The following is an 18,094-nucleotide window of genomic DNA, read 5'->3' as shown; positions in this document are numbered from 1 at the left end:
CTCCTCAGCGTCTGACGTCGTAGATGTCGTTGAACGGGGTGGACAGCACCCGCTGGAAGCGGGTGAGGCCGGCCTCGCGGGCGACCTCCTCCAGCGCCCGCGGCCCGGCCTGGGTGCCCAGTGCGCGGTCGCCGTGCTGTGCGAGCGCGTTCGGGACGCACAGCAAGGTCGAGAATCCGTAGTACATGCGACCGATCGGATGGGTGTTCGCCGCCAGGTCGTCACCCGCGGTGGGCTCGACGAGCAGCCAGCAGCCGTCGTCGGCCAGCGCGTCGCGGATGTGCCGGGCGGCGCCGACGGGATCGCCCATGTCGTGCAGGCAGTCGAACGTGGTGACGAGGTCGTAGCCGGTGCCGGAGAACGTGGTGGCCGCGGCGACCTCGAACCGCACCCGGTCGGCGAGCCCGGCCTCCGCGGCGCGCTCGGCGGCCATGCCGATCGACTCGTCGTGGTAGTCCGACCCGGACACGGACGCCCGCGGGTAGGCCTGCGCCATCAGCACCGAGCTGGCCCCGAGCCCGCACCCGACGTCCGCGACCCGGCCCCCGGCGCGCAGTGCGGCATCGACGCCGTCGAGCGCCGGGATCCAGGACGACGTGAGGTTCGCCAGGTAGCCCGGCCGGAAGAACGCGTCGCAACCCAGGAACACGTCCGGATCGTGGGCGTGCCATCCCATCCCGGTGCCCGTCCGGAACGAGTCGGTGATCCGGCGCTCCGCCCGCAGCGCGCCCAGGGCCAACAGGAACGCGCCCGGCAGGTACACCGGGCCGTCCGGGTCGGCGAGACAGAACGCCTGCTCCTCGGTCAGCCGGAAGACGCCGTCGCCATGGGTCACGTAGCCGCCCGCGGCCTGTCCGCGCAGCCACTCGGTGACCGGGCGGACCTGGGTGCCGGTGCGGTCGGCCAGCTCTGCGGGGGAGGCGGGCCCCTCGGCCAGCGCCCGGTACAGGCCGAGTCGGTGGCCGATCACGACGGATCCGGCGGCGGCCGTGGCCCCGAGGTCACCGACGAACCGGTCGAGGAACGCGTCGAGCACGCCCTGGTCCAGCGTCATGTCGGCGCCCCCACCGGCGTCACGACCGGGAGGCCCGGCTGGGTGCGGCGGGTGGTCTCCTCGTCGACCCCGAACCGTCGTACGTCGATGTCGGTGAAGTGCGGGAAGGAGCGGACGGTGCGGTACAGCGCGGACGCCAGGAACGCGTCCGCGGCGGCGTCGTCGGTGAACAGGTAGACCCCGCCGTACCGGGTGGCCCCGGGGTCGGTGAGCCAGATCTTCGCGAGCAGCCCGGGCTGCTCGCGAACGCGGGTGCGAGCTCGGCGCAGACCTCGCGGTAGCGGGCATCGGTCATGTCGACGAGCCGGAAGGTGATCAGGAGTGTGTGCATGCGGGCGACGCTAGGTCGGCCGCCGCCCCCGTCGCATCGGGCGATCACGCCATCCGGTGGCCCGGATGCTGTAGGCGCTCAGGTGAGCCCCCGCTCGGCCGCGATCCGGGCCGCCTCCGCGCGGGTGTGCACCTCGAGCTTGGTGAAGATGGTGGAGACGTGCCGGCCCACCGTCTTCTCGCTGATGAACAGCTGTGCCCCGATGTCGCGGTTGGAGCGGCCGTGGGCGAGCAGTCGCAGCACGTCGAGCTCCCGCGGGGTCAGCCCGGTGCCCGGGGTGGGGGGGGTCGCCCGACGTCTCGGTGTCGACTAACCGGCCCAGCCAGCCGTCGACGCTGCCGGGCCCGAAGTCCAGCCACACCGGCTGGTGCGGCCCGACCGGCGCCCCGACCGGGGCGAAGCCGAGGGGCAGGAAGATCGGTCCGAGCTGCGACAGGTCGACCACCGACGAGTACAGGCGGCGTAGCCGCGGCCGCAGCTCCATGTAGACGCGCTTCACGTCGAGCCAGCACGCCGACACCGCGGGCGAGCGCAGCTCACCGGAGTCGCGACCGAGCCAGCGGCGCATGAACAGCACCCGGTCGTCGCGGTCGGGCGGGGCGGCGGCGAGGTGGTCGAGCCACGGCCGGGCGATCGGGTCGGCGTCGAGCAGGGCCGGGTCGACGGTCCCGCGCTCGGCGATCTGGACGAAGGCCGCCACGCTGCGGTCGGCGTCACGGGCCACCGCGAACGTCTCGGGATGGCGGGCCCACCAGCGTCCGAGCGCGGCCGCGGCGTCCGGTGTCTCGTGCCGGGCGGTGATCGCGTCGATGGCCGGACCGTCCTCCGGCCGCGCCGGCTCGACGGTGAACCCCGGCCGGGTGCTCGGGAAGCACGCGTCGCGCACCACCGGGTTCTCGATCAGGAACATGAGGTCGGCGGTGACCTGCCACAGGTTCCCGCCCCCGGTCCCGGCCCGGTCGGTGAAGAACCGGGCGGCGCGGCGGCGGTAGGCCCGCCGGGCGTCCGGGTCGCGGACGGCGAGCTCCTGCCCGACGGTGTCGCGGACGACGTCGTGCAGCAGCAGCCCGTCGGCTCCGGGCTCGGTGGACGGAAGCGCGCGCAGGGTGTCGAAGGCGCTGCGGGCGTCGTCGACGTCCAGGACGGCGCGCAGGATCGGCTCGGTCACCCGGCGCACCGTGGACGCCGCCTCCACCACGGGCACGGTCCCGGCGGGCAGCGGCCCGAGGAAGCCGTCCAGCAGCCCGGTCGGTGCGGGGGAGGCGCCCGGGTCGGCGCGCAGGCGCGCGGCGGCCAGGACGAGCGCCAGCGGGTGTCCCCGGGCGAAGTCGTTGGCCCGGTGGGCGAGCGGCTCGTCGAGACCGCGGGCGCGCAGCAGGTGCAGTGCGTCGTCCGGGGCGAGCGGGGTGAGCCGGAAGTCCGCGACGAGGTCCGTCCAGCCGGGGGTGGTGTGCCAGAGGGCACTCGGCCGGTCGCGGCCTGCGAACAGGGTGACGACCGATGCGGGGAGCGCGGGCAGGAAGGCGGTGCGCAGCCAGGTGTCGAGCAGGCCGAGCACCTCGTAGGTGTCGATCGCGAGGACCGTGCGCCGGGGATCGGCTGCGACCGCCGCCGCGATCGCGGCCGTCCCGGGTTCGGCCTCCGTGAGTCCGAGGGCCCGGCCGAGCGCGCTCCGCAGCCCCCGCGGAGTCGGCTCGACGTCGCGGCCGTCGAGCACGATCGAGCGCACGCCCGGCCCGGTCGCGGCGAGGACCGCGTGCAGCAGCCGGGACTTCCCGATGCCCCCCGGGCCGTGCACGAACGCGGCCACGAACGGCGGCTCGGCCGCACCGATGGCGGAGGACAGGGCCGTGAGCTCCCGGTGGCGGCCGACGAACCCGTCCGCGGCGCGCTCCACGAGAAGCTCGGCGATCGTGCGCGTCATCGTCCACGTCCCCTCTGTGGCGAGCCGGTCAGGGTAGGCCGGACGCCCCGGCCGGAACAGGTGTCGCCGTGGGAAGGGGCCGTCCGGCGGTGGCAGGATCGGCCGGGTGGCCCCGAAGCCCAGCCCGTCCGACCTGCAGGCCGCCCGCGCGCTGACGATCCCCGACGTCCTCCCCGGACCCGACGACCCGCCGCTGCGCGTCCTGTTCTGCGGCATCAACCCGGGCCTGGTCTCGGCCGCCACCGGGCACCACTTCGCCCGCCCCGGCAACCGGTTCTGGCCGGTGCTGCACCGCTCCGGCTTCACCCCGCGGCAGCTCGCGCCCGCGGAACAGGGCGAGCTGGCCGGGCTCGGCCTGGGCCTCACCAACCTGGTCGCGCGCGCCACCGCCCGCGCCGACGAGCTGGGCGCCGCGGAGATCGTCGCCGGGGGTGCACGCCTGCGGGCGCTGGTCGCGGAGCGCGCGCCGGGGTGGCTGGCGGTCGTCGGCGTCACGGCGTACCGCACGGCGTTCGGCGCCCGCCGGGCCGTGATCGGGCCGCAGGACGAGCCGTGGGGCGGCACGCGGGTGTGGGTGCTGCCCAACCCGAGCGGGCTCAACGCGCACTGGACGCCGGCCGCCATGGCCGACGAGTTCGCCCGGCTGCGCGCCGCCACGGGCGCATAGGCCTCAGCCGGACAGCACCGTCACACAGGGCCCGTCACGGCTTCCGGAGTCCGTCCATCAGGAGGTCGAGCATGCGCGCGGCCTGGGCCGGTTCGGCCGCGGCGAGGCCGATGCCGCTGACGCTCGCGAGCACGTCGGCCGGTTCGACGTCGTCGCGCAGCGTGCCGGCCGCGGCCCCCGCGCCGAGCAGCGACGACAGGGCCTCGACCATGCGCTCGCGGCTGGCGGCGAACGGGTTGTCACCGGCCGCGGCCAGGGCGCGCAGGGCGTCGCCCATGCCGCGCTTGGTGGTCATGTAGTCGACGAACCGGTCCATCCACACGCGCAGCGCGCGGTCGGTGGGCAGCTGGGCGAGCAGGTCGGACGCGGCGCCGCACAGCCGGGTGACCTCGTTGCGGTACACGGCCTCGACCAGCGCGTCCCGGGTGGGGAAGTGCCGGTAGAGCGTGCCGATGCCGACCCCGGCGTCCTTCGCGATCCCCTCCAGGGTGGCGTCCGGACCCCGCTGCGCGAACGCGCGGGCAGCCGCGGTGAGCACGCGCTCGCGGTTGCGCCGCGCGTCGGCGCGCATCGGGTGTGTGGCGGGCGTCACAGCTGCTCCTCGGAATCATCCGGAGGCCCCTCCGTTTGAACGGAAGGTAGCGGAGGTTCCTCCGCTTCGAGCCTACCGGCCACGAGAGGAACGGGACATGACCACCGCATCCCGTGTCACCACCCCCTTCACCGCCATCTCCGGCGCCGCCGAGATCGTGGCGGACGTCGACCTCACCGGCCGCCGCGCGATCGTCACCGGCGGCTCCTCCGGAATCGGGATCGAGACGGCCCGCGCGCTCGCGGCCGCGAACGCCGACGTCACGATCGCCGTCCGGGACGTCGACGCGGGCGTGCGGGCCGCCGCCGACATCGTGGCGTCCACCGGCAACGACCATGTCCTCGTCGCGCCGCTGGACCTCACCGACCAGGCCTCGATCGCCTCGTTCGTCCGCACCTGGGACGGCCCGCTGCACATGCTGGTGAACAACGCCGGCGTCATGGCCACCCCGGAGCTGCGCACCCGCGAGGGATGGGAGCTGCAGTTCGCGACCAACCATCTCGGGCACTTCGCGCTGGCCACCGGCCTGCACCTCGCCCTCGCTGCGGCCGGGGACGCGCGGATCGTGTCCGTCAGCTCGAGTGCGCACCTGCGCTCGCCGATCGTGTTCGACGACGTCCACTACCTGACCCGGCCGTACGTGCCGTCCATCGCCTACGCCCAGTCCAAGACGGCGAACGTCCTGTTCGCGGTGGAGGCGGCCCGCCGCTGGGTCGACGACGGGATCGTCGCCAACGCCGTGATGCCCGGCGGCATCCGCACCCGGCTGCAGCGCCACCTCGCCCAGCCGGAGCTGGGGCGGACGGCGGGGCCGGTGCGCTGGAAGACCCCGGCCCAGGGCGCGGCCACCTCGGTGCTGTTGGCGGCGTCGCCGTCGGTGGCCGGGGTGAGCGGGCGCTACTTCGAGGACTGCGCGGAGGCGGGCTCCAGCCGGCCCGGATCCCGCACCGGGGTCGCCGCGCACGCCCTCGACCCGGAGGCGGCGGCCCGGCTCTGGGACGAGTCGGTGCGCACCCTGGCCTGAGTGGCAGAATCTGGAGCAGATGCTCAGTTTTCTGTCTCCGGTGGAGGTGCGGGATGTGGTTCTGGCTGGCCGGGGCGATCGCGGCCGAGGTGATGGGCACGGTGGCGCTGCGCTTCTCCGAGGGCTTCACCCGCCTCGTCCCGTCGATCGTCGTGGCGCTGGGGTACGGCTTCGCGTTCTACGCGCTGTCGCAGGCGCTGGCGCGGGGGATGGTGCTCGGCGTCGCGTACGGGGTGTGGGCGGCGGCCGGGGTGGCGCTCATCGCGCTGATCGGGGCGGCGTTCCTCGGGGAGGGGCTGACCTGGGTCCAGGTGGGCGGCATCGGTCTGGTGATCGCCGGGGTCCTCGCGCTGGAGCTGGGCGGGGCGCCGCACGGTGCCTGACGGGCGGCGGGTGAAGGGGGAGCGGCGCAGGCGGCTGCTGCTCGACGCCACGCTGCGGCTCGTCGGCCGGGCGGGTGCCGTCGCCGTCACCCAGCGGGCCGTCGCGGCCGAGGCGGGGGTGGCGCCCAGCGCGGTCCTGTACTACTTCCCGACCGTCGACGACCTGCTGGTCGCCGCGTTGCGCGACGTCAACGACCGGTGGGTGGGCGCCCTGCAGGACCTGCCCGCCGACCGGTCCGCGGCCCTGGACGCGCTCGCCGTCATGGTGCGGGGGAGCCCGACGGGGGACGAGGGCCTGGCGGAGTTCGAGCTCTACCTGCTGTCCGCGCGGCGGCCGGAGCTGCGGCCCGAGCTGGACCGGTGGTGGGGGGCGCTCGACGCCGTGGCCGCCCGGCTCGCCCCGGACCGCGCCACGGCGTTCGCCGCCGCGCTGGACGGGCTGTTCCTGCGGGCCTCGACCGGCGTCGACCTGCCGGACGTGCGGGTGGTGCTGGCCCACCTGGCCTCGTGAGCGCTACGCGTCGAGGTCCTGGGGCTCGGGCGGTTCCTCGGCGCCCTCGTGGGCGTCGCGGTCGGCCCAGTCCAGCAGCGGGGCCAGGGAGAACGGCGCGTCGTCGATGCCGGCGTGCAGGTCGCCCAGCTCGACGAACCGGGCGGGCACCGTCGCGATCGTGAAGTCGCGCGGGTCGGCGTCGTCGACCTCGTCCCAGCGGATCGGGGTGGACACGACGGCCTCGGGCACCCCGCGCACCGAGTAGGCGCTGCGGATGGTGTGGTCGCGGGCGTTCTGGTTGTAGTCGACGAACACCGACGCGGGATCGCGGTCCTTGCGCCACCAGGTCAGGTCCACCAGGTCGCAGCGCCTGCCGACCTCGCGGGCGAACGCGTGCGCCGAGCGCCGGACGTCGGCGAAGCCGTGCTCGGGCGGGATCCGCACGTAGACGTGCATCCCGGAGCCACCGGAGGTCTTCGGGAACCCGGTCGCGCCCAGCTCGTCGAGCACCTCGTGGACGACGTGCGCCACGCGCCGCACGTCGTCGTAGGACGCCTCGGGCATCGGGTCGAGGTCGATGCGCCACTCGTCGGGCTGCTCGACGTGCCCGCGCCGGGAGTTCCACGGGTGGAACTCCACGGTGGACATCTGGACCGCCCACACGACGTCGGCGGGATGCTGGACGCACAGCTCGTCGGCGGTGCGGTTCCAGCGGGGGAAGTGCACGCGCACGGTCTCGACCCAGTCGGGCGCCCCGCGGGGCAGCCGCTTCTGGTGCACCTTCTCCCCGGTGACGCCGGTGGGGAAGCGGTGCAGCATGCACGGCCGGTCGCGCAGGGCGCGCACGATGCCGTCGGAGACGGCGAGGTAGTACCGCGCGAGATCGAGCTTGGTCTCCCCGCGAGCGGGGAAGTAGACGCGGTCGGGGTTGCTCAGCCGGACGGTGCGGTCACCGACGGCGAGCTCGACCGCCTCGCTCTTCGACGTCAGGGCCCACCTACCGGCGCCAGGCGTTGCGCTTGCGCAGCGAGTGCGCGATCAGCACGGCGGCCATCGCGACGCCCACCCCGATGAGCCAGATGTCCTCGGTGCGGCCGGTGTGGTTGCCGATCAGCATGACGAAGACGATCGCGGTGGAGACCCAGCCGGCGATCAGCGCGCCCTTGGGGAACTCGCCGTGCCAGCCCCACTCGGCCGACGGCTCCTCGTCGGGGTCGACCGCGGTCCGCTGCGCCAGCTCACGGGAGTCACTCGCCATGGGGCACATCCTGGCACAACACCGCGGCGGGGATGATGAGCGGTGATGAACACCCGATCCGTGCTCGTGCTGGGTTCCACCGGTTCGATCGGCACGCAGGCGCTCGACCTGCTCGACGCCCACCCCGACCGGTTCACCGTGGCCGGTCTGGCCGCCGGTGGGGGCGACGTCACGCTGCTGCTGCAGCAGATCCGCCGTCACGGCGTCCGCGCGGTCGCGGTGGCCGACGCCGAGGCCGCGGCCGCGCTGCGCCGGGCGCTGCCGGGTGCCGGGCTGCGCGGGGTCGAGGTGCTCTCCGGTGCCGCCGCGGCCACCGACCTGACCGCGGGCGCGGGCGCCGACATCGTCCTCAACGGCATCACAGGCTCGGTCGGCCTCGGTCCGACGATGGCCGCGCTGGGGTCCGGGGCCACGCTCGCGCTGGCCAACAAGGAGTCGCTGGTCTCCGGCGGCGCGCTCGTCACGGGCGCGGCCGCACCCGGGCAGATCGTTCCGGTCGACTCCGAGCACTCCGCGCTGGCCCAGTGCCTGCGCGGCGGCCGGGCCGAGGAGGTGGCGCGGCTGGTGCTGACGGCGTCGGGCGGCCCGTTCCGCGGCCGCACCCGTGAGGAGCTGGCGGGCGTCACCGTCGACGAGGCGCTGGCCCACCCGACCTGGGCGATGGGCCCGGTGATCACCATCAACTCCGCCACCCTCGTCAACAAGGGTCTGGAGCTGATCGAGGCGCACCTGCTGTTCGACGTGCCCTACGACCGGATCGACGTCGTGGTGCACCCCCAGTCGATCGTGCACTCGATGGTCACCTTCGTCGACGGCTCGACGCTGGCGCAGGCCAGCCCCCCGGACATGACGCTGCCGATCGCGCTCGCGCTGGGCTGGCCGGAGCGCCTGGCGGGCGCGGCACCGCCCTGCACCTGGGCCGCGCCGCAGACCTGGGAGTTCGAGCCGCTCGACGAGGACGCGTTCACCGGGGTCCGGCTGGCCCGCCGCGCCGGGGAGGCGGGCGGCTGCCTGCCCGCGGTGCTCAACGCGGCCAACGAGGAGGCGGTGGCCGCGTTCGTGGCGGGCGCGCTGCCGTTCACCGGCATCACCGACCTGCTCGACCGCGTGCTCGACGCCGCCGACGCCTGGACCGCCGACCCCGCTAGCGTGGACGACGTGCTGGCGGCGGAGGACTGGGCCCGGGCGCACGCCCGTGAGGCCACCGGAGTGACGACATGATGTTCGTGCTGGGGATCCTGATCTTCTTCGTCGGGATCCTGATCTCGGTGGCCTGGCACGAGCTGGGCCACTTCGTCACCGCCCGCTGGTTCGGCATCAAGGTGCCGGAGTTCATGGTCGGCTTCGGGAAGACCATCTGGTCGGTCAAGCGCGGCGAGACCGAGTACGGCCTCAAGGCGATCCCGCTCGGCGGCTACATCCGCATGATCGGCATGATCCCGCCCGCCCCCGGCGAGACGCTGGGGCGCAGCCGCCGCTCGGGCCCGTTCCAGGGCATGATCGACGACGTCCGCGCGCAGTCCCAGCTCGACGTGCGCCCCGAGGACGCCCACCGGCAGTTCTACCTGCGCGCGCCGTGGAAGCGGATCGTGGTGATGGCCGCGGGTCCGATCATGAACCTGATCCTGGCGGTCGTGCTGTTCGCGATCCTGCTCATGGGCATCGGCCAGTTCAACGGCACCACCACCGTGAGCGCGGTGAGCGAGTGCGTCCTGCCCGCGGACTCCACCACGCAGACGTGCCCCGTCGGCGCCCCGCCCACCCCGGCCGCGCTCGCCGGGTTCCGCGCGGGCGACGAGATCGTCGCGCTGAACGGGCAGCCCTTCGAGCGGTTCGGTGGCGACGACCTGCGCGCCGCGATCCAGCGGTCCTCCGGCCCGATCACGGTCACGGTCCTGCGCGACGGGCAGCGCCTCGACCTGGCCGCCACGCCGATCAGCAACCTGGTGTCGTCGGTCGACGACCCGAGCACGCTCGTGCAGGGCAGCTTCCTCGGCATCGGCCTGGTCTCGGACTACGAGCGGCTCGGGCTCGGCGCGGTGTTCGTCGAGATCGGGGACGTCGTCGGCCGCACCGGGCAGGCGATCGCCGAGCTGCCCTCGCGGGTGCCGAGCCTGTTCGGGTCGGTGTTCCTGGGCGAGGAGCGCGACGTCGACGGCCCGATCGGCATCGTCGGTGTGTCGCGGATCGGCGGGGAGGTCCTGGCGCAGGAGATCCCGTTCGTCGCCGAGGCGTCGCTGCTGCTCATGCTGCTCGCGTCCGTCAACATCTCGCTGTTCCTGTTCAACCTCCTCCCGATCCCCCCGCTCGACGGCGGGCAGATCTTCCCGGCCGCCTGGGAGGCGGTGAAGAAGCGGATCTGGAAGCTGCGCGGGAAGCCCGATCCCGGGCCGGTCGACGTGGCGAGGCTGATGCCGGTGGCCTACGTCGTGGCCATGGTGTTCATCGTGTGGAGCGGGCTGCTGCTGGTCGCCGACGTGATCAACCCCGTGCGGCTGTTCCAGTGAGCGCCGCCCCCGAGGGGGATCTCCGCCCGCTGGCGGTGTTCGACGTCGACGGGGTGCTGGCCGACGTCACCCACCGGCTGCACCACCTGCGGGCCCGGCCGCAGCGCTGGGAGCGGTTCTTCCAGGCCGCGGACCGCGACCCCCTGCTGGCGGAGGGCGCCGACCGCCTGCGCGCCGCCCTGCTCGACCACGACGTGCTCTACCTGACCGGCCGCCCCGAGCGCACACGCCGGCTCACCGAGCGCTGGCTCGACCGCCACGACCTGCCGACCGGGCCGCTGGTCATGCGCCGCGACGACGACCACCGCCCCGCGCGGTGGATGAAGCGCGAGGTGCTGCGGCGGCTCTCGGCCACCCGCGAGATCGTGTCGGTGCTCGACGACGACCCGGCCGTCGTCGCGGTGCTGGAGGCCGACGGCTGGCCGGTGGAGCTGGCCACCTGGCTGCCGCACTCGTCGACGCTGCAGCGGGCGCAGGAGCGGCAGGGGCGTACCTGACGCGCCCCTTTGCTCTGCGTACCTCCACGCACCGCGATGCGCCGAGGTGCGCAGAGCAAAGGGGGTGCTTCCCGACACGGTGGGCGGCGGCCGCCGACGCCGCGGGGGATACTGGGGGTCGTGACCGTCTCCCTGGGCATGCCCGCTCCTCCCGCGCCGACGCTGTCGGAGCGCCGGAAGACCCGTCAGCTGCAGGTGGGGACCGTCGGTGTCGGGTCCGAGCACCCCATCTCGGTGCAGTCGATGACCACCACCCTGACCTCCGACGTCAACGCCACCCTGCAGCAGATCGCCGAGCTCACCGCGGCCGGCTGCGACATCGTGCGCGTCGCCTGCCCGAGCCAGGACGACGCCGACGCGCTGCCGGCCATCGCGGCCAAGTCGCAGATCCCGGTGATCGCCGACATCCACTTCCAGCCTCGGTACGTCTTCGCCGCCATCGACGCCGGGTGCGCCGCGGTGCGCGTCAACCCAGGCAACATCCGCAAGTTCGACGACCAGGTCAAGGAGATCGCGGCCGCGGCGAAGGACCGGGGCACGCCGATCCGGATCGGCGTCAACGCGGGCAGCCTCGACAAGCGGCTGATGGAGAAGTACGGCAAGGCCACGCCCGAGGCGCTGGCCGAGTCGGCGATGTGGGAGGCGGGCCTGTTCGCCGAGCACGACTTCCACGACATCAAGATCTCGGTGAAGCACAACGATCCGGTCGTGATGGTCCGCGCCTACGAGATCCTCGCGCAGCAGTGCGACTACCCGCTGCACCTGGGCGTCACCGAGGCCGGTCCGGCGTTCCAGGGCACGATCAAGTCCGCCGTCGCGTTCGGGGCGCTGCTGCGCCAGGGCATCGGCGACACGATCCGCGTCTCGCTCTCGGCCCCGCCCGTCGAGGAGGTGAAGGTCGGCGCGCAGATCCTGCAGTCGCTCAACCTGCGCCCCCGCAAGCTGGAGATCGTGTCCTGCCCGTCGTGCGGGCGCGCCCAGGTCGACGTCTACAAGCTCGCCGACGAGGTCACGGCCGGGCTGACGGGCATGGAGGTGCCGCTGCGCGTCGCCGTCATGGGCTGCGTCGTGAACGGCCCGGGGGAGGCCCGCGAGGCGGACCTGGGCGTGGCGTCGGGCAACGGCAAGGGGCAGATCTTCGTCAAGGGCGAGGTGATCAAGACCGTGCCCGAGCACGCGATCGTCGAGACGCTCATCGAGGAGGCCATGAAGCTGGCCGAGACGATGGAGGGCGACGGGGCACCCGAGGTGTCGGTCGGCTGAGCGGGGCTCGCCGCGGCGATCGTCGGGCGGCGGATCCGCCGTGGGCATCGGGGCTCCGGTATGGCACCGTAGACAGGTGCTCAGAGTCGCCGGCGCCCGGCTTCTCGACGACCGGGACCGGCCGGTCGTCCGCGCCGCGCTCGACGCGGATCCGGTGGCCTCCTGCATGGTCGCCGCGCGGGTCGAGGTGGCCGGGCTCGACCCGTGGCGCCTGGGCGGCGAGGTGTGGGCGTCGGGATCGCGGCACGACGGGCTGTGCTTCTCCGGGGCCAACCTCGTGCCGCTGCGCGGGGAGCGCCCGGCCATCCGCAGCTTCGCCGACCGCGCGCGTCGGCACGGGCGCTCCTGCTCCTCGATCGTGGGCCGCGCGGAGCTGGTGATGCCGCTGTGGGAGGAGCTGGCGCCGCACTGGGCGCCCGCCCGCGAGGTGCGCGCCGACCAGCCCCTGATGGTGCTGCCCGGGCCGCCCTCGGTGACCCCTGACCCGGCCGTGCGCCCGGTGCGCCCCGACGAGCTCGACCGCTACCTCCCCGCCGCCATCTCCATGTTCATCGAGGAGGTCGGCGTCGACCCCCGCGCCGGCGACGGGGGCGCGGGCTACCGGGCCCGGGTCGCCGAGCTGGTGTCGGCGGGCCGCGCGTTCGCCCGCTTCGAGGGCGACCAGGTGGTGTTCAAGGCCGAGATCGGTGCGCTGTCGAGCCGCGTGGGCCAGATCCAGGGGGTCTGGGTGCACCCCGCGTGCCGCGGGCACGGCCTCGGCACGGCCGGCACCGCGGCGGTCGTCGAGCGGCTGGCGGGGATGAACCGGGTGTCGAGCCTGTACGTCAACGGTTTCAACCACGTCGCCCGCGCGTCCTACACGCGCATCGGGTTCACCCAGATCGCCAGCTTCTCCACGATCCTGTTCTGACGGCCTGTTCCGGCGGCCTCTTCTGGCGGAGGTGCGCGGGCGCGTCCGCGGCCCGCTCGGCATACTCGCGGTCGTGCCAGCCCGCCGTGCCCTCGCCCTCCTCCTGACGGCGGCGGTGCTCGGCACCACCGCGGGCTGCGGCCTGTTCGGCGGGGGCGGGCCGGAGGAGGCCGTCGAACGGTTCCTGGCCGCCTGGAGCGCGGGTGACGCCGCGGGTGCCGCGGCGCTGACCGACGACCCGGCCGCGGCCACGGAGCTGCTCACCGCGACCCGCGCCGCACTGGCGCCGCAGGGGCTGACCGCGACACCGGCGCAGGTCCGCACCGCCACCGACCGGGCGACGGCGTCGGTCGACGTCACCTGGGACCTGGGGCAGGGCCGCACCTGGAGCTACCTCGGGGAGCTGGAGCTCACCCGCACGCCCGGCCGGCCCGCCGACGACGGTCCCGGCTGGCGGGTGCTCTGGAGGCCGACCGTCGTGCACCCGCAGCTGGGCGCGGGCCAGCGCCTGGCCCTGCGCACCGAGACCCCACCGCCCGCGCCCGTCGTCGACCGGAACGGGGCGCCGCTGCTGGAGCCCACGCCCGTGGTCTCGGTGCTGCTCGACCGCACCGCCGCGGGCGACCTCCCGGCCGTCACCGGTGCGCTCGCCGCGGCGCTGGGCCCGCTCGACCCGTCGATCACGCAGTCCTCGATCACCGACGGTGCCGCGCGCACCCCGGACGGCCAGGTCTACTCGGTCGCGGTGCTGCGCGAGCGCGACTACCACTCGGTGCGCGACGCCATCTACGAGCTGCCCGGCGTCCGGTTCACCACGGCCCAGCGCCTGCTCGCCCCCGACGCCGCGTTCGGGCGGCAGGTGCTGCCCGCGGTCCGCACGCACGTCGCGCCGCAGCTCGACGGCGTCGACGGCTGGTCGGTGCGGGTCGTCGACGGCGCGGGCAGCGACGTCACGGTCCTCGCGGAGACGCCGCCGCGGCCCGGCTCGACGGTGGCCACCGGTCTCGACCGCAGGCTGCAGACCGCCGCCGAGGACGCCGTCGAGCCGATCCCGCAGCAGGCGATGCTGGTGGCGATCGCCCCGTCGACGGGGGACGTGCTGGCCGTCGCCCAGAACGGTCCCGCCGACGCCGAGGGCGCGCTCGCGCTGACCGGCCGCTACCCGCCCGGCTCGACCTTCAAGATCGTGACCGCGGCCGCGGGGATCGCCGAGGACGGGCTGACACCCGACGCCCCCGTCGCCTGCCCGGGGACGCTGACGATCGGTGGCCGGCCGGTGCCCAACATCGACCTGTTCGACCTCGGCACGGTGCCGCTGCGCACCGCCTTCGCGCGCTCCTGCAACACCACCTTCGCGCAGATCGGCGCGCAGCTGGCCCCCGGCGCCCTGCCCGCCGCGGCGCTGACGCTCGGCCTGGGCGCCGACTACGCCGTGCCCGCGCTGACCACGATCACCGGATCGGTACCCGTGGCGCAGGCCGAGGTACAGCGTGCCGAGAACGGCTTCGGACAGGGCCAGGTGCTGGCCAGCCCGTTCGGCATGGCACTGGTGGCGGCCACCGTCGCCCGCGGCGCGGCGGTCGTGCCGGAGCTGATCGACGGGGAGCCCACCGAGCAGCTGGTGCCCCCGGCGGCGCCCGACCCCGCGGTGCTCGCGGCCGTGCGCCCGATGATGCGCGCCGTCGTCACCGAGGGGTCGGCGACGGCGCTGGCCGGGCTCGGGGAGGTCCACGGCAAGACGGGCACCGCGGAGTTCACCGACGACGGCCGCGCGCACGGCTGGTTCGTGGGCTACCGCGGCGACGTCGCGCTGGCGGTGCTGGTCGTCGACGGCGGATCGTCGGCCCCGGCGGTCGAGGCGGCCGCGCGGTTCCTCGCCGCCACCCCCTGACCGCGCCACCCCTGGTCGCGGGCGGTGGCCGCGCCCGGCCCGCCGTCCTATCCTGGGACCCGTGCCGCGCAGCCGGATCCCCGCGCTCGCCCTCGCCGCCGACCTCGTCGCGGTGGTGGTGTTCGCCGCCGTGGGCCGGGTCAACCACGCCGAGTCCGGCGACCTGTGGGGCCTGCTGGTCACGCTCGCGCCGTTCGCGGTCGGGGTGGGGGCGGCATGGGCCACGCCGGTGGTGCGCGCCGACCCGTCGGGGCTGCGGGCCGGCGCCGTCGTGCTGGCCGGGGCGGTGGTCGTCGGGCTGGCCCTGCGCGCGGGTTTCACCGGCCGGCTGCCGGTCTCCTTCGCGGTCGTGACGGCGCTCTCGCTGGCGGTGCTGCTGCTCGGGTGGCGGGCGTTGTCGCTGGTCGTGGCCCGGCGCGCCGCTCACCGCGTGCCCTGAGCCCCACCCCCGCGCCCGACCTACACTGGACGTCATGTCCACCCGCACGCTGCTCACCCCCGGCACGCCCACCCCGATCCGCCCGGTCCCCGCGCACATCCCGCGGCCGGAGTACGTCGGCAAGAAGGCCCCGGCGCGCAGCACCGAGCCGTGGGTGCAGGACGCCGAGACCATCGAGCTGATGCGCCACGCGGGCCGGATCGCCGCGCAGGCGCTCGCCGCCGGGGGCGCGGTCGTCGCGCCCGGTGTCACCACCGACGCGGTCGACGCCGTGGTGCACGAGTACCTGCTCGACCACGACGCCTACCCCTCGACGCTGGGCTACAAGGGCTTCCCGAAGTCCTGCTGCACCAGCCTCAACGAGGTGATCTGCCACGGCATCCCGGACACGACGGTCATCCAGGACGGCGACATCGTCAACATCGACGTCACCGGCTACGTCGGCGGCGTCCACGGCGACACCAACGCCACCTTCCTGGCCGGCGACGTCGACGAGGAGAGCCGGCTGCTCGTCGAGCGCACCCGCGAGGCGATGCTGCGCTCGATCAAGGCGGTGCGCCCGGGCCGCGAGCTCAACGTCGTCGGGCGCGTCATCGAGTCCTACGCCAAGCGCTTCGGCTACGGCGTGGTCCGCGACTTCACCGGCCACGGCATCGGCCGCAGCTTCCACAGCGGGCTCGTGGTGCTGCACTACGACGAGCCCGACGTCGACATCGTGCTCGAGGAGGGCATGACGTTCACGATCGAGCCGATGATCACCCTCGGCTCGATCGACTACGACATCTGGTCCGACGGCTGGACCGTGGTGACGAAGGACCGCTCGCGCACCGCGCAGTTCGAGCACACGATCCTGGTCACCGCCGACGGTGCGGAGATCCTCACGCTCCCGTGAGCGATCAGTAGTACGTCGGCGGCACCTCGCCGGGCCGCACCGGCACGACGTCGAGCCCGGTGTCGTGCAGCAGTGCCTCGATCGCGGCCGCCGAGGCACCGATTCCGGCCCAGTGCGGATCGACGTCGCTCGTGACGCACCAGGCCCGGTCGTGTGGCCACACGAACGCGGGCGGCCACGCAGTGCCGGGTGCGCCGAGGTCGGCCGCCCACGTGTCGACGGCGTCGAGCGTTCCGCGGAACAGGCCGTAGCGCCGCGTCGGGAGCTCCACCAGCGGGCCGGGCGGGAGCGGCAGGTCCGAATAGCCCTCCCAGGCGCAGAACCAGCAGTCACCGGGCGTGGCGGTGAACGGGGCGAGCACGTGCAGCGCGCGCCGCACCTGCGCGATGTCGGACGGGTGGTCGTCGGGGACCTCGACGTCGCCCTCCTCCTGCCCCGGGCCCGTGGGGTCGGGCACGAAGCGCAGCCGGGCGGACGCGGCGAAGCCGGCCGGGCCCAGGGTGATCAGCCGCCCCTCCGGGACGGGGGAGCGGACGACCCAGTCGGCGGCGGAGACGTCGGCGCTGCGGAGGAGCGTCACGTGAGCAGGTCCGCCAGGCCTTCGGGGCGCAGCTGGAACCCGATGTGGCTGCTGTCGAGGTCGTGCACGGTGAACGGGTGGTCCGGGAAGGCGGCGTCGGCGTCGGCGACGAACCGGTCCTGGCGCGCGAGCGGCAGCGCCCGGTCCCCGGTGAGCCGCACGTACGTCCGCGGCACCGCGGCGCCGGCGCGCAGCCGGACCGCCTCCTCGTCGATGTGCAGCGACTCGTCGGTGTCCATCGTCGCGAGGTAGCCGCGCAGCTCGTCAGGGGTGCCGTCGGCGAGCAGGGCGCGGTGCAGCCCGTCGAAGACCTCCCCGGAGGTGGGCCAGGCGACGCGCAGCGCACCGAGCGCGACCGGGTCGGCGGACAGCAGGCCGCCCAGGAGCGGGTCCAGCAGGCTCTCGCCGACGCCGTCGTAGCTCGTGCGCGGCGCCGTGCAGCACCACGCGGAGACGTAGACGGCGCGGGCGAGCTGATCGGGCACCGCGTTCGCCGTGGCGGTGACCGTCAGCCCGCCGCGGCTCGTGCCGACCAGCACCACCGGCCCGTTGCGCGCCGCACGCTCGACGACCGCGCGCACGGCGGCCACGTCGTCGGCGGTCCCGACGCCGGCGAGCGCGCTGCCACCGTCGGGGACGCGGGCGGTCGGGCCGTGACCGGGCAGGTCGACGGCGAGGGCACGGTGGCCCCGCAGCGTCAGCTCGCGCACCAGCGGCGACCAGGCCGTCCCGTTGCAGAAGGCGCCGGGGACGAGGACGAAGGTCGTGATCACCCCGACATCCTGGACGGCCGGGGCCCGCGGATGCGACCGTGAAACGCGTGGCGAAGATCTACGACGACATCGACGAGCGGATGACGGCCTGGATCGAGAGGCAGCCGCTGTTCTTCGTCGCCACCGCCCCGCTCAACGGCGACGGGCTTGTCAACCTCTCGCCGAAGGGCACGATCGGCACCTTCCGCGTGGTCGACCGCCACACGTTCGCCTACCTCGACCTCACCGGCAGCGGGGTCGAGACCATCGCCCACCTGCGCGAGAACGGGCGCATCTGCGTCATGTTCTGCGCGTTCGACGGTGGGCCCAGGATCGTGCGCCTGCACGGCACCGGCGGGGTGGTCTTCGCGGCCGACCCCGGTTTCGCCGAGGTGGTCGCACCGTTCGGGGCGGCGGGGGAGAGCAGGCGGCCGCAGACCCGGGCCGTGATCACCGTCGACGTGTCCCGGGTCGCCGACGCCTGCGGCTACGCGGTGCCGCGCATGGACCTGGTGGAGGAGCGCGGCCTGCTCGACGCCTGGGCCGAGACCCGCGGCTCCGACCGGATCGCCACCTACCACGCCACGCGCAACGCGACGAGCATCGACGGCCTGCCGGGGCTCCCGTCCCGCTAGGG

General features: G+C 74.5%; 21 protein-coding genes. 13 read left to right on the top strand and 8 right to left on the bottom strand.

Annotated features, from left to right (window positions below; genetic code table 11):
- Positions 1-4 precede the first annotated feature (4 nt).
- The 3 genes from PHY01_RS16065 to PHY01_RS28365 form a co-directional block, all read right to left on the bottom strand.
- Positions 5-1,054 (bottom strand): class I SAM-dependent methyltransferase, encoded by a 1,050-nt coding sequence (locus PHY01_RS16065; protein WP_246085940.1) that lies wholly within the window; start codon positions 1,052-1,054, stop codon positions 5-7.
- Positions 1,051-1,323, bottom strand: coding sequence for a YdhR family protein (locus PHY01_RS28235; RefSeq protein WP_141279725.1), 273 nt, complete (start codon positions 1,321-1,323; stop codon positions 1,051-1,053). The genes PHY01_RS16065 and PHY01_RS28235 overlap by 4 nt, the downstream gene beginning before the upstream one ends.
- A 72-nt stretch (positions 1,324-1,395) precedes the next feature.
- Positions 1,396-3,309 carry an AAA family ATPase gene (locus PHY01_RS28365; RefSeq protein WP_440590669.1) on the bottom strand — a complete coding sequence of 638 codons (1,914 nt, stop codon included), beginning with the start codon at positions 3,307-3,309 and terminating at the stop codon, positions 1,396-1,398.
- A 106-nt stretch (positions 3,310-3,415) separates the two neighbouring features.
- Here PHY01_RS28365 and mug point away from each other — a divergent pair, with 106 nt between their 5' ends.
- Positions 3,416-3,976 carry a G/U mismatch-specific DNA glycosylase gene (mug, locus tag PHY01_RS16050; RefSeq protein ID WP_218030186.1) on the top strand — a complete coding sequence of 187 codons (561 nt, stop codon included), beginning with the start codon at positions 3,416-3,418 and terminating at the stop codon, positions 3,974-3,976.
- 34 nt (positions 3,977-4,010) lie between these two features.
- Here the strand turns inward: mug and PHY01_RS16045 are convergent, their stop codons facing one another.
- Entirely contained in the window at positions 4,011-4,568 is a 558-nt protein-coding gene (locus PHY01_RS16045) for a TetR/AcrR family transcriptional regulator (RefSeq protein WP_246085939.1), read from the bottom strand.
- Positions 4,569-4,665: 97 nt separating this feature from the next.
- Between PHY01_RS16045 and PHY01_RS16040 the strand changes: the two genes are divergently transcribed.
- From PHY01_RS16040 to PHY01_RS16030, 3 genes are read left to right on the top strand one after another with little or no spacing between them, the layout of a single operon-like run.
- Positions 4,666-5,592: an SDR family NAD(P)-dependent oxidoreductase gene (locus PHY01_RS16040; RefSeq protein ID WP_141279530.1), complete on the top strand. Its 927-nt coding sequence runs from the start codon at positions 4,666-4,668 to the stop codon at positions 5,590-5,592.
- A 53-nt stretch (positions 5,593-5,645) separates the two neighbouring features.
- Entirely contained in the window at positions 5,646-5,975 is a 330-nt protein-coding gene (locus PHY01_RS16035; RefSeq protein ID WP_141279529.1) for a DMT family transporter, read from the top strand.
- Between the two features lie 10 nt (positions 5,976-5,985).
- Positions 5,986-6,486, top strand: coding sequence for a TetR/AcrR family transcriptional regulator (locus PHY01_RS16030; RefSeq protein WP_170183834.1), 501 nt, complete (start codon positions 5,986-5,988; stop codon positions 6,484-6,486).
- A gap of 3 nt (positions 6,487-6,489) precedes the next feature.
- Here the strand turns inward: PHY01_RS16030 and PHY01_RS16025 are convergent, their stop codons facing one another.
- Positions 6,490-7,458 carry a non-homologous end-joining DNA ligase LigD gene (locus PHY01_RS16025; protein WP_141279525.1) on the bottom strand — a complete coding sequence of 323 codons (969 nt, stop codon included), beginning with the start codon at positions 7,456-7,458 and terminating at the stop codon, positions 6,490-6,492.
- A gap of 7 nt (positions 7,459-7,465) precedes the next feature.
- Positions 7,466-7,726 carry a DUF2631 domain-containing protein gene (locus tag PHY01_RS16020; protein ID WP_141279523.1) on the bottom strand — a complete coding sequence of 87 codons (261 nt, stop codon included), beginning with the start codon at positions 7,724-7,726 and terminating at the stop codon, positions 7,466-7,468.
- 45 nt (positions 7,727-7,771) lie between these two features.
- On the opposite strand from PHY01_RS16020, the gene dxr reads away from it, so the two are divergent.
- The 8 genes from dxr (at position 7,772) to map (ending at position 16,125) form a co-directional block, all read left to right on the top strand.
- Complete coding sequence (gene dxr / locus PHY01_RS16015; RefSeq protein ID WP_141279521.1) at positions 7,772-8,947, top strand: 1-deoxy-D-xylulose-5-phosphate reductoisomerase; 1,176 nt, start codon at positions 7,772-7,774, stop codon at positions 8,945-8,947.
- Positions 8,944-10,233, top strand: a complete 1,290-nt coding sequence (locus PHY01_RS16010; protein ID WP_141279519.1) for a M50 family metallopeptidase — start codon at positions 8,944-8,946, stop codon at positions 10,231-10,233. Before dxr ends, PHY01_RS16010 begins: the two co-directional genes overlap by 4 nt.
- The gene (locus PHY01_RS16005) at positions 10,230-10,730 is read left to right on the top strand and encodes a phosphatase domain-containing protein (protein ID WP_141279517.1); all 501 of its coding nucleotides are present in this window, start codon (positions 10,230-10,232) and stop codon (positions 10,728-10,730) included. Before PHY01_RS16010 ends, PHY01_RS16005 begins: the two co-directional genes overlap by 4 nt.
- 120 nt (positions 10,731-10,850) lie before the next feature.
- The gene (gene ispG / locus PHY01_RS16000) at positions 10,851-11,993 is read left to right on the top strand and encodes a flavodoxin-dependent (E)-4-hydroxy-3-methylbut-2-enyl-diphosphate synthase (RefSeq protein WP_174824128.1); all 1,143 of its coding nucleotides are present in this window, start codon (positions 10,851-10,853) and stop codon (positions 11,991-11,993) included.
- Between the two features lie 76 nt (positions 11,994-12,069).
- Positions 12,070-12,903, top strand: coding sequence for a GNAT family N-acetyltransferase (locus tag PHY01_RS15995; RefSeq protein WP_141279515.1), 834 nt, complete (start codon positions 12,070-12,072; stop codon positions 12,901-12,903).
- A 73-nt stretch (positions 12,904-12,976) separates the two neighbouring features.
- Positions 12,977-14,794 (top strand): penicillin-binding transpeptidase domain-containing protein, encoded by a 1,818-nt coding sequence (locus PHY01_RS15990; RefSeq protein ID WP_141279513.1) that lies wholly within the window; start codon positions 12,977-12,979, stop codon positions 14,792-14,794.
- Positions 14,795-14,855: 61 nt separating this feature from the next.
- Entirely contained in the window at positions 14,856-15,233 is a 378-nt protein-coding gene (locus PHY01_RS15985) for a DUF3054 domain-containing protein (RefSeq protein ID WP_170183833.1), read from the top strand.
- Positions 15,234-15,267: 34 nt separating this feature from the next.
- Complete coding sequence (gene map / locus PHY01_RS15980) at positions 15,268-16,125, top strand: type I methionyl aminopeptidase (RefSeq protein ID WP_141279510.1); 858 nt, start codon at positions 15,268-15,270, stop codon at positions 16,123-16,125.
- Between the two features lie 4 nt (positions 16,126-16,129).
- Here the strand turns inward: map and PHY01_RS15975 are convergent, their stop codons facing one another.
- Both PHY01_RS15975 and PHY01_RS15970 read right to left on the bottom strand, forming a co-directional pair.
- Entirely contained in the window at positions 16,130-16,705 is a 576-nt protein-coding gene (locus PHY01_RS15975) for a hypothetical protein (protein WP_141279508.1), read from the bottom strand.
- Positions 16,702-17,478 carry an alpha/beta fold hydrolase gene (locus PHY01_RS15970; RefSeq protein WP_141279506.1) on the bottom strand — a complete coding sequence of 259 codons (777 nt, stop codon included), beginning with the start codon at positions 17,476-17,478 and terminating at the stop codon, positions 16,702-16,704. Before PHY01_RS15970 ends, PHY01_RS15975 begins: the two co-directional genes overlap by 4 nt.
- Positions 17,479-17,525: 47 nt before the next feature.
- Between PHY01_RS15970 and PHY01_RS15965 the strand changes: the two genes are divergently transcribed.
- On the top strand, positions 17,526-18,092 hold the full coding sequence (locus PHY01_RS15965; protein ID WP_141279504.1) for a pyridoxamine 5'-phosphate oxidase family protein: 567 nt from the start codon (positions 17,526-17,528) through the stop codon (positions 18,090-18,092).
- Positions 18,093-18,094: the final 2 nt, after the last annotated feature.

The sequence above is a fragment of the Pseudonocardia hydrocarbonoxydans genome (assembly GCF_006539565.1).
Lineage (GTDB): Bacteria > Actinomycetota > Actinomycetes > Mycobacteriales > Pseudonocardiaceae > Pseudonocardia > Pseudonocardia hydrocarbonoxydans.
This window is presented reverse-complemented; position numbering and strand designations above follow the sequence as displayed.

Excerpts from the sequence above, each read along its gene's own strand:
- PHY01_RS16065 (WP_246085940.1), bottom strand. The coding sequence starts at position 1,054 with ATGACGCTGGACCAGGGCGTGCTCGACGCGTTCCTCGACCGGTTCGTC.
- PHY01_RS28365 (WP_440590669.1), bottom strand. The coding sequence starts at position 3,309 with ATGACGCGCACGATCGCCGAGCTTCTCGTGGAGCGCGCCGCGGACGGG.
- PHY01_RS16040 (WP_141279530.1), top strand. The coding sequence starts at position 4,666 with ATGACCACCGCATCCCGTGTCACCACCCCCTTCACCGCCATCTCCGGC.
- PHY01_RS16035 (WP_141279529.1), top strand. The coding sequence starts at position 5,646 with ATGTGGTTCTGGCTGGCCGGGGCGATCGCGGCCGAGGTGATGGGCACG.
- PHY01_RS16020 (WP_141279523.1), bottom strand. The coding sequence starts at position 7,726 with ATGGCGAGTGACTCCCGTGAGCTGGCGCAGCGGACCGCGGTCGACCCC.
- dxr (WP_141279521.1), top strand. The coding sequence starts at position 7,772 with ATGAACACCCGATCCGTGCTCGTGCTGGGTTCCACCGGTTCGATCGGC.
- PHY01_RS16010 (WP_141279519.1), top strand. The coding sequence starts at position 8,944 with ATGATGTTCGTGCTGGGGATCCTGATCTTCTTCGTCGGGATCCTGATC.
- map (WP_141279510.1), top strand. The coding sequence starts at position 15,268 with ATGTCCACCCGCACGCTGCTCACCCCCGGCACGCCCACCCCGATCCGC.